Genomic DNA, 9,213 nt, shown 5'->3' with positions numbered 1-9,213 from the left:
GCCCGGGCCCCACAGCCCCGGGCGGCGGCCAGGTACGAAGGGGCAGTACCAGCACCGTGAGGGACACACGAGAGAGCCGGCTGCTGCTGATCCTGCTGGTGGCCGTCGCCTTCGCGCTGATCACCGTGGACATCAAGGGCGGTGAGGACTCCCCGCTCGGGCCCGCCCGGCACGCCGCCGCCAGCGTCCTCGGACCGGTCGAGCGCGGAGCCGCCACCGTCGTCGACCCGGTCGCCGACACCGTCCGCGCCTTCCGCGACGCGGCCACCGACAGCGGCCGCACCGACCAGCTCGCCCGCGAGAACACCGAACTCCGGCAGAAGCTCGCCTCCTCCGACATGGCCACCGGGCGCACCAAGCAGCTGGACGACCTGCTGCGCACCGCCGGCGCCGGCGGCTACACCGTCAAGGCCGCCCAGGTCATCGCGATCGGCCCGGCCCAGGGCTTCTCCTGGACCATCACCATCGACGCCGGCAGCGACGACGGCCTCACCCGCGACATGACGGTGATCAACGGTCAGGGCCTGGTCGGCCGGATCACCACCGTCGCGCCCACCACCGCCACCGTGCTGCTCGCCTCCGACCCCGGCTTCTCGGCCGGCACCCGGCTGGAGGGCACCGGCGAGATCGGCTTCGCCTCCGGCGGCGGCGACAGCCCGATGAAGGTCTCCCTGCTCAACGGCAAGGCCCAGGTCAAGGCTGGCGACCGGCTGGTCACCTTCGGCTCGCAGAGCGGCCGCCCGTTCGTGCCCGGCGTCCCGGTCGGCAAGGTCGTCGAGGTCCAGGCCAACGCCGGCCAGCTGACCAAGACCGTCCTGGTCGAGCCCTTCGTCCAGTTCACCCGGCTGGACCTGGTCGGCGTGGTGGTCGTGCCGCCGCGCGCCGACCCGCGCGACGCCGTCCTGCCGCCGGCGCCCGCCGCGGGCCAGCCGGCCGCCGCGCCGGGCCAGGTCCCGGCCTCCGTGCCCGGCCAGGTCCCGGCCTCCGCGCCCGCCGCCCCGCCCGCCAAGCCCACTGGGGGGAACTGAGCCATGCGCCTCGCCCGCATCCCCGTCTCCGCCGGCCTCGTCCTGTTCGGCCTGATCCTCCAGGTCAGCGTGTTCGGCCGGCTCCAGCTCCCGGGAGCCACCCCGGACATACTGCTGCTCGTCGTGGTCGGCCTGGCCATGGTCTACGGGCCCACCGGCGGCTGCCTGGTCGGCTTCGCGGGGGGCCTGCTGGCCGACCTCGCGCCGCCCTCCGACCACGCCATCGGCCGCTACGCGCTGGTGCTCTGCCTGATGGGCTACGCCGCCGGGCTGCTGCGCCCGGACCACGGCCGCCAGCGCTCCGTGGCCGGCTCGCTGGTCGTGGTGGGCGCCGCGGCGGTCGCCTCCACCCTGCTCTACGCGATGGTCGGCGCCCTGGTCGGCGACACCGCGGCCCGGCACGTCGGCCTCGGCGGACTGGTCATCAGCGCCCTGCTCTACGACCTGCTGCTGGCCCCCTTCGTGGTGCCGCTGGTGATGTACCTCGGCCGCCGCTTCGGCCGCGACCCGGTGGCCGCCGCGGACGACGACGAGGGCGGCTCCGGCCTGGGCACGCTGGCCCGCTACCGCACCACCCGCGACACCTCGACGGGCCCGTCGTACAAGAAGCGGCGCGTGCCGGGCTTCGCCCGCCGCCCGTAACCGGACCGGCCGCCCGGCCCCGGCCCTCCGGCCCCGGCCCCGGCCGCCCGGCCCTCCGGCCCCGACCACCCGACCTCCCCGCATCCTGGAGCGCACGAGACGTGAGCAACATCCCCGAGACCGGCCGCACCCGACGGGTGACGATCCGTCTGGTGGTGCTGCAGATCCTGGTGCTGTCGCTGCTCGCCACCCTCGGCGGACGGCTGTGGTACCTGCAGATCCGCAACGCCAAGGAGTACACCGCCAAGGCGACCGGCAACCACATCCGCGAGGTGGTCGAGCCGGCCGTCCGCGGCGAGATCCTGGACGCCTCCGGGCGGGTGCTGGCCGGCAACGAGACCCGGCTGGTGGTCTCGGTCAGCCGCACCTCGCTGCTCCAGCAGAAGGACGGCGGCAAGGCGGTGCTGTCCCGGCTGGCCGAGGTGCTGGGGATGCCGGCCAAGGACGTGCAGGAGAAGGTCCGGCTCTGCGACGCCAAGACCCCGCAGCCCTGCTGGAACGGTTCGCCGTACCAGCCGATCCCGGTCACCAAGGAGGCGACCACCCAGCAGGCGATGCAGATAATGGAGCGCCGCGAGGACTTCCCCGGGATCACCGCGCAGCCCACCGCCGTACGCCGCTACACCGGCGCCGAGGGCGCCAACATGGCCCAGGTGCTCGGCTACCTCTCGCCGGTCACCGACGAGGAGGTCAGCAAGACCGCCGGCAAGAGCGGCCTGGACCGCTACCTGCCGGCCGACCAGATCGGGCGGGCCGGCCTGGAGTCGGTGTACGACCGCGACCTGCGCGGCACCGCGGGCATCACCAAGCTGGAGGTCGACAACCTCGGCCGGGTGATCGGCAACGCCGGCACCGTCGCCCCGCAGACCGGCGACAACCTGGTCACCAGCATCGACGCCCGGGTGCAGAAGGTGGTCGAGGACAACCTGGCGCAGGCCATGAACGACGCCCGGAACACCTTCGACAAGATCACCAACCGCAACTACGAGGCCGACTCCGGCGCCGCCGTGGTGATGGACGTGCACACCGGGCGGATCGTCGCGATGGCGAGCGCCCCGACCTACGACCCGAACCTCTGGGTGGGCGGCATCAGCGGCAAGGACTACCAGTCGCTGACCAGCAAGGACTCCAACTTCCCGCTGCTGAACCGGGCCATACAGGGTCAGTCCGCCCCCGGCTCGACCTTCAAGGTCATCTCCACCACCGCCGCCGTGCAGGCCGGCTACTCGCTGGACGGCCGCTACGACTGCCCGAAGAGCATGACCATCGGCGGCCGCGAGTTCAAGAACTTCGAGAGCGAGAACTTCGGCCAGATCTCCCTGGAGAAGGCGCTGGAGGTCTCCTGCGACACCGTCTTCTACGGCCTGGCGTACGACCAGTGGATGAAGGACGGCGGCATCAAGCCGAAGAAGGACCCGGGCGACTGGTTCTTCAAGACCGCCCACGAGTTCGGCCTCGGCGCCAAGACCGGCATCGACCTGCCGTCCGAGGTCACCGGCCGGGTGCCGGACCGGCAGTGGAAGCAGTCCTTCTACGACAACAACAAGGACGCCTGGTGCGCCCAGGGGCAGAAGGGCGGCAACAGCTACTCCGACCAGATCGCCCGGGAGAACTGCGTCGACGGCTACCAGATGCGCGCCGGTGACGCCGTCAACTTCGCGATCGGCCAGGGCGACACCCTCGTCACCCCGGTCCAGATGGCCCGGATCTACTCGGCGCTCGCCAACGGCGGCACCTTCTACCGGCCGACCATCGCCAAGGCCGTGATAAGCCCGGGCGGGGACCTCGTCCGCGAGATCGCCCCGCACGAGGACGCCAAGTTCCCCGGCGACGAGAAGCTGCTCAGCTACATCAACCAGGCCACCGAGAGCGTCATCAAGAGCGGTACCGCCGCCTGGAAGTTCAACGGCTGGCCGCAGGACAAGATCACGCTGCACGCCAAGACCGGCACCGCCGAGGTCGAGGGCAAGCAGACCACCTCCTGGCTGACCACGTACAGCAAGGACTACGCGGTCGTCATGACGATAAGCCAGGGCGGCACCGGCTCCGGCGGCTCCGGCGACGCCATCCGCCGGATCTACCAGGCGCTGTACGGCGTGGACGACAAGGGCGGCATCGACAGCGGCAAGGCGCTGCTGCCCGCGCCGCAGGCCGAGCTGCCGAAGTTCAACCCGGACGGCACCGCGATCATCAAGCCGGTCTCGTACGGCGCCGACGCGGCGCAGGGCGCCCAGGCCCCGGGCCTCCAGGCCCAGGCCGTCGCCGCCGCTCCGGCGCTGCTCGACACGGCCACGGCGCAGCCGGCCCCGGCGACGGCCTTCCTCGACCGGACGCCGCCGGCCGACCGTCCGGCGTCGTACACCGCGGCCGACGCCGCGCTCGAACCCACGCGCGGACCGGGAAGGGGACGGGCATGACCTCCTACGGCTCGTACCGGCAGCTGCGGCTGGCCCCGCAGCGCCGCGGGGTCTCCAAGGCGCTGTCCAAGGACTCCCCGCTCTGGCGGCTGGACTGGATACTGCTGGTGGCCGCCCTCGCCCTCTCGGCCGGCAGCTCGCTGCTGGTCTGGTCGGCCACCCGCGGGCGCGACTCGCTGACCCACGGGGACCCGCAGTACTTCCTGTACCGGCACCTGACCAACTTCGTGGTCGGGCTGGTGCTGTGCTCCGTGGTGATAGCTATAGGGAGCCGGCGCTTCCGCACGATCGTGCCGTTCCTGTACGTCGGCGTGCTCGTCCTGCTGCTGGCGACGCTCAGCCCGCTCGGCTCGACCATCAACGGCGCGCACTCGTGGATCCAGCTCGGCGGCGGCTTCTCGATCCAGCCGGCCGAGTTCGCGAAGCTCGCGATCGTGCTGGCGATGGCCGTCGTGCTGTCGGACCAGGTGGACGCGGGGGAGCGGGAGTTCCCCTCGCACCGGGCGGTGTTCCGGGGCCTGCTCTGGGCCGGGGTGCCGATGTGCATAGTGCTGTTGATGCCGGACGCCGGCTCGGTGATGGTGATGGCCGCCATCGTGCTGGGCATCCTGCTCGGCTCCGGCGCGGCGAACCGCTGGGTGCTCGGCCTGCTGGTGGCGGGCACCGCCGGATGCGTGGCGATCTGGAAGTTCGGGCTGCTGAGCCAGTACCAGATCGACCGCTTCGCCGCCTTCGCCAACCCGCAGCTGGACCCGAACGGCGTCGGCTACAACACCGCGCAGGCCCGGATCGCGATCGGCTCGGGCGGACTGACCGGCAAGGGGCTGTTCCACGGCACCCAGACCGTCGGGCAGTTCGTGCCGGAGCAGCAGACCGACTTCGTGTTCACCGTGGCCGGCGAGGAGCTGGGCTTCGTCGGGGCGTTGGCGATCATCGCGCTGGTCGGCGTGATCCTCTGGCGGGCCTGCCGGATCGCCCGGCAGGCGACCGACCTGTACGGGACGATCGTGGCGGCCGGGGTCATCGCCTGGATGGCCTTCCAGGCCTTCGAGAACATAGGGATGTGCCTGGGCATCATGCCGGTCGCGGGCATCCCGCTGCCGTTCGTCTCGTACGGCGGCTCGTCGATGTTCGCCAACTGGATCGCCATCGGGCTGCTCCAGGCGGTGCGGAGCCAGCGGCCGATAGCGGCCTGAGCGCGCCGCGCCGTGCGGTGGCGGGGCCGGTCCGGGACGTCCCGGGCCGGCCCCGCTGTCGTGTCCGGGGCGCTGTCGTGTCCGGGGCCGGGGTGGGTTTCAGAGCAGGCAGTCGGCGGTGGTGAGGACGGCGCGGGTCTGGTGGGCGAGTTGCTCCTGGACGGGCACCCAGCGGGTGCCGAAGCGGTGGCGCAGCCGGTCGAGGCTGTCGGCGACGACGGTGCGGGCGCGGTCGCGGGCGGCCTCGACGCCGGGGCCGCGGGTGTCGGCGAGCAGCCGCAGCAGGATCGACGCGACCCGCAGCGGTACGCGGGCGGCGACCAGTCCGGCGGTGGTCACCCGGGAGGCGGTGAGCGGTTCGGCGCCCCAGCGCTCCAGCCACTCCTCGGCCACCCGCGGGGCGACCGCCAGGCTGGACTCGGCGGTGCGCAGCAGCGGGCCGTACGCCTCGTGGCCGGGCGCCCCGGGCCGGTGCGCGCGGACCGTCGGGAGCAGGGCGGTGAGGTCCGCGGCACGTGCGGTGAGGTCGCGGGCGGCGGCCGCGAGGGCCTGGGGGCCGGCCGGGTGGCGGTGGGCGTCGCCGACCGCGTCGACGGCCCACATCGGGACCTCCAGCACCGCGGAGACCGCGCCGTACCGGGCCGCGTACGACCAGGTGGACAGCTCGGGCTCGTCCGGCAGGGCCCGGGAGCCGCCGGTGCCCGGAGACGGCATCAGGTAGGTGCCCGGGTCCGGGCTGGCCCAGCCGATCGCGTCGTAGGAGTCCACGTCGAGCGGCACGCCGGCCCGCTGCGCGGAGCGGGCGAAGCGCCCGGCCAGGCCCGGGACGGGGCGGGTGAGCTGGGCGAACGCGCCGCCGAAGTCCACCCCGTGCAGCGAGCACTGGAGGAACGGGCGCAGTTCGTCGATCAGTCCGGTCAGCGCCAGGCTCTCCGGCATCGGCGGGCGGCCGGAGCCGGGGGCGGGCAGCAGCTCGGGCTGCTCCTCGAAGGAGGGGCGGAAGAAGTGCTCGTAGTGGCGCCGCATGGTGAGCGGGCCGTCCAGCCAGCCGGCGTTGAGCGCGGCGCCGTCGGGGTCGAGGCAGAGCAGCAGGTGCCAGGAGAGTCCGGGGCGGGCGGGGCGGTCGAGCAGCACCTCGGCGAGCCGGACGGTCCCGGCGGTGCCGATCGGTTCGTTGGGGTGCGGGCCGCCGACCACCAGGACGGCCCGCGGGCCGCGGTCCACGGAGAGCAGCAGCAGCGGGCGGCCGGCCCGGGAGCGGCCCACCTCGCGCAGCCGGCAGCGGTCCGGGTGCCGCAGGGCGAGCCGCCGTGCGGCGGACTCGGCCTGGGCCGGCGTCGGGTAGCGGGCCGGCCGGGTGTCGAGGGTCCGGAGCGGGCGGATCCGCCGACCGGTATCGGTCATGGTTCTCCTTGCGCCGGTCGTACGGCCGCCGGGGCGCGGGCGTGCGGGTGCGCCGCCGGGCACGGCGTGCGGGCGGGGGGACGGGGGAGGGGGACGGGGCTGGGCGTGGCACCGCGGGCCGGGAACGGCGGCCGTGCGGGGACGGACGGGGCCGTCCGTGGGCGGCCCGTGGGGAGGGAGAGGCGTGCCGGCCGGAAAACCGACGAGGGCCGAGCGTACGACTCAACTTCCTTGTCCGGAAGGGGTGCAGATGTCTTTGGCGGAGCCCTGTCAGTACCGCACGGGCCGTCCGGGCGTGTCAACGGCGGACGGGACCGGCCGGCGGGCGCCCACCGCGCGTGCCGGGGCGGGCACCAGCGGGCACGGGAGGCCACCGGTGGGCACCGGTGGACACCGGCGGGTGCGGGCGGAGACCGGCCGTCCGGGGTCGCGCCGGAGCGCGGAGGGCCCGTGAACCGGGGCAGACGGCCCGTTCCCCGGATTGGGCTACCCTTGAGGGTCACCCCTCCCGTGCCGACTCGCGGCACCGAATCACGTCGTAAGGGTTCCTAGTACATGACTGTCGAATCGGTCTTCCCACGCCTGGAGGCCCTCCTCCCGCACGTCCAGAAGCCGATCCAGTACGTCGGCGGCGAGCTGAACTCGACCGTCAAGGACTGGGACGCCTGCGACGTCCGCTGGGCGCTGATGTACCCCGACGCCTACGAGGTCGGGCTGCCCAACCAGGGCGTCATGATCCTCTACGAGGTGCTGAACGAGCGTGAGGGTGTGCTCGCCGAGCGCACCTACAGCGTCTGGCCGGACCTCGAGGCGCTGATGCGCGAGCACGACGTCCCGCAGTTCACCGTGGACGCCCACCGCCCGGTGAAGGCCTTCGACGTGTTCGGCCTGTCGTTCTCCACCGAGCTCGGCTACACGAACATGCTGACCGCGCTCGACCTGGCCGGCATCCCGCTGGAGGCCAAGGACCGCACCATCGACGACCCGATCGTCCTGGCCGGCGGCCACGCGGCCTTCAACCCGGAGCCGATCGCGGACTTCATCGACTGCGCCGTGGTCGGCGACGGCGAGCAGGCCGTCCTCGACATCACGGAGATCATCCGCGCCTGGAAGGCCGAGGGCCGCCCGGGCGGCCGGGACGAGCTGCTGCTGCGCCTGGCCCGCACCGGCGGGGTCTACGTCCCCAAGTTCTACGACGTGGAGTACCTGGCCGACGGCCGGATCGGCCGCGTCGTGCCGAACGCCCCCGGCGTGCCGTGGCGGGTGTCCAAGCACACCGTGATGGACCTCGACGAGTGGCCGTACCCGAAGCAGCCGCTGGTCCCGCTCGCCGAGACGGTGCACGAGCGGATGTCCGTGGAGATCTTCCGCGGCTGCACCCGCGGCTGCCGCTTCTGCCAGGCCGGCATGATCACGCGCCCCGTGCGGGAGCGAAGCATCACCGGCATCGGCGAGATGGTGGAGCGCGGGCTCAAGGCGACCGGCTTCGAGGAGGTCGGCCTGCTGTCGCTGTCCAGCGCCGACCACACCGAGATCGGCGACATCGCCAAGGGCCTCGCGGACCGCTACACCGAGGACAAGATCGGCCTGTCGCTGCCGTCCACCCGCGTCGACGCCTTCAACATCGACCTCGCCAACGAGCTGTCCCGCAACGGGCGCCGCTCGGGCCTCACCTTCGCCCCCGAGGGCGGCAGCGAGCGCATGCGCAAGGTCATCAACAAGATGGTGTCGGAGGAGGACCTGATCCGCACCGTCGCCACCGCGTACGGCAACGGCTGGCGCCAGGTGAAGCTGTACTTCATGTGCGGCCTGCCCACCGAGACCGACGAGGACGTGCTCCAGATCGGCGAGATGGCGAAGAACGTCATCCAGAAGGGCCGCGAGGTCACCGGCCAGAACGACATCCGCTGCACCGTCTCCATCGGCGGGTTCGTGCCCAAGCCGCACACCCCGTTCCAGTGGGCCCCGCAGCTGTCCGCCGAGGCCACCGACGCCCGCCTGGCCAAGCTGCGCGACTCCATCCGCGGCGACCGCAAGTACGGCAAGAACATCGGCTACCGCTACCACGACGGCAAGCCGGGCATCGTCGAGGGCCTGCTCTCCCGCGGCGACCGCCGGGTCGGCGCGATCATCCGCGAGGTCTACGAGGACGGCGGCCGCTTCGACGGCTGGCGCGAGTACTTCTCCTACGACCGCTGGATGGCCTGCGCCGAGAAGGGCCTGGCCGGCACCGGCGTCGACGTCGACTGGTACACCACCCGCGAGCGCACCTACGAGGAGGTGCTGCCCTGGGACCACCTGGACAGCGGCCTCGACAAGGACTGGCTCTGGGAGGACTGGCAGGACGCCCTGGAGGAGGTCGAGGTCGACGACTGCCGCTGGACCCCGTGCTTCGACTGCGGCGTGTGCCCCCAGATGGACACCCAGATCCAGATCGGCCCCACCGGCAAGAAGATGCTCCCCCTGACGGTCGTCAACAAGTAGTCGTACAGCCTCGGCGCCCCGTGCTGGATGTATCCAGCACGG

The 9,213-nt window shown here is 72.8% G+C and carries 6 protein-coding genes; 5 read left to right on the top strand and 1 reads right to left on the bottom strand.

All coding sequences use genetic code 11. The features are described from left to right. Nucleotides 1–56 precede the first annotated feature (56 nt). The 4 genes from mreC to rodA all read left to right on the top strand — a co-directional run bounded on the left by mreC (nt 57) and on the right by rodA (nt 5,283). Nucleotides 57–1,028, top strand: coding sequence for a rod shape-determining protein MreC (mreC, locus tag ACFU7Z_RS29165; RefSeq protein ID WP_074000688.1), 972 nt, complete (start codon nt 57–59; stop codon nt 1,026–1,028). Between the two features lie 3 nt (nt 1,029–1,031). Further along, nucleotides 1,032–1,670, top strand: a complete 639-nt coding sequence (gene mreD, locus ACFU7Z_RS29160; protein ID WP_049658707.1) for a rod shape-determining protein MreD — start codon at nt 1,032–1,034, stop codon at nt 1,668–1,670. A 101-nt stretch (nt 1,671–1,771) separates the two neighbouring features. Beyond that, the gene (mrdA, locus tag ACFU7Z_RS29155) at nt 1,772–4,087 is read left to right on the top strand and encodes a penicillin-binding protein 2 (protein ID WP_049658705.1); all 2,316 of its coding nucleotides are present in this window, start codon (nt 1,772–1,774) and stop codon (nt 4,085–4,087) included. Continuing rightward, nucleotides 4,084–5,283 (top strand): rod shape-determining protein RodA, encoded by a 1,200-nt coding sequence (gene rodA / locus ACFU7Z_RS29150; protein WP_049658703.1) that lies wholly within the window; start codon nt 4,084–4,086, stop codon nt 5,281–5,283. Before mrdA ends, rodA begins: the two co-directional genes overlap by 4 nt. A gap of 99 nt (nt 5,284–5,382) precedes the next feature. Here the strand turns inward: rodA and ACFU7Z_RS29145 are convergent, their stop codons facing one another. After that, nucleotides 5,383–6,687: a M14 family zinc carboxypeptidase gene (locus tag ACFU7Z_RS29145; protein WP_117487759.1), complete on the bottom strand. Its 1,305-nt coding sequence runs from the start codon at nt 6,685–6,687 to the stop codon at nt 5,383–5,385. 555 nt (nt 6,688–7,242) lie between these two features. Between ACFU7Z_RS29145 and ACFU7Z_RS29140 the strand changes: the two genes are divergently transcribed. After that, nucleotides 7,243–9,171 carry a TIGR03960 family B12-binding radical SAM protein gene (locus ACFU7Z_RS29140; RefSeq protein ID WP_375877181.1) on the top strand — a complete coding sequence of 643 codons (1,929 nt, stop codon included), beginning with the start codon at nt 7,243–7,245 and terminating at the stop codon, nt 9,169–9,171. The last annotated feature ends 42 nt before the right edge of the window (nt 9,172–9,213 follow it).

Source organism: Kitasatospora sp. NPDC057518, from assembly GCF_042802075.1.
Lineage (GTDB): Bacteria > Actinomycetota > Actinomycetes > Streptomycetales > Streptomycetaceae > Kitasatospora.
The sequence above is the reverse complement of the archived record's forward strand: the minus strand, read 5'-3'. Positions and strand labels throughout refer to the sequence as shown.

Coding starts and splice junctions, on each gene's coding strand:
- ACFU7Z_RS29140 (WP_375877181.1), top strand. CDS start 7,243: ATGACTGTCGAATCGGTCTTCCCACGCCTGGAGGCCCTCCTCCCGCAC.
- mreD (WP_049658707.1), top strand. CDS start 1,032: ATGCGCCTCGCCCGCATCCCCGTCTCCGCCGGCCTCGTCCTGTTCGGC.
- ACFU7Z_RS29145 (WP_117487759.1), bottom strand. CDS start 6,687: ATGACCGATACCGGTCGGCGGATCCGCCCGCTCCGGACCCTCGACACC.
- rodA (WP_049658703.1), top strand. CDS start 4,084: ATGACCTCCTACGGCTCGTACCGGCAGCTGCGGCTGGCCCCGCAGCGC.